Origin of the sequence: Campylobacter sp. TTU_617, from assembly GCF_016599045.1 — a bacterium.
GTDB lineage: Bacteria > Campylobacterota > Campylobacteria > Campylobacterales > Campylobacteraceae > Campylobacter_D.
The window spans coordinates 1-360 of sequence record NZ_JAENKV010000056.1 but is presented as its reverse complement, the minus strand read 5'-3'; the positions used below and the strand labels follow the sequence as shown (position 1 = coordinate 360).

General features: G+C 29.2%; 1 tRNA gene. It reads right to left on the bottom strand.

Going from position 1 to position 360, the window contains the following annotated elements:
• Positions 1 to 245: 245 nt before the first annotated feature.
• A tRNA-Asp gene (locus GQV94_RS07675) sits at positions 246 to 322 on the bottom strand.
• Positions 323 to 360 lie beyond the last annotated feature (38 nt).

The following is a 360-nucleotide window of genomic DNA, read 5'->3' as shown; positions in this document are numbered from 1 at the left end:
TATAAGTAAAAATGGTTATTATATTAATTATAAAAATTAATATAAAATTTATTCTATAATAATAGTTTATGATTTTAAAATTTGATTATACCCCCCCCCATTAAATTTTACTTAAATGAGAAAGATCAGAGAGTATGAAAATTTAAATTTCAAACAATAATGATTTCATTTTTAAAAAACTAATCCTTAAATTATTTTCTAAATTTATAATTAAAAAATATTATATTAAAGATTAAACCAAACTCTGGCGCGGCGGACGGGGCTCGAACCCGCGACCTCCGGCGTGACAGGCCGATATTCTAACCAGCTGAACTACCGCCGCAAAAGAATGAAGTGGTGGTCACTATAAGACTCGAACTT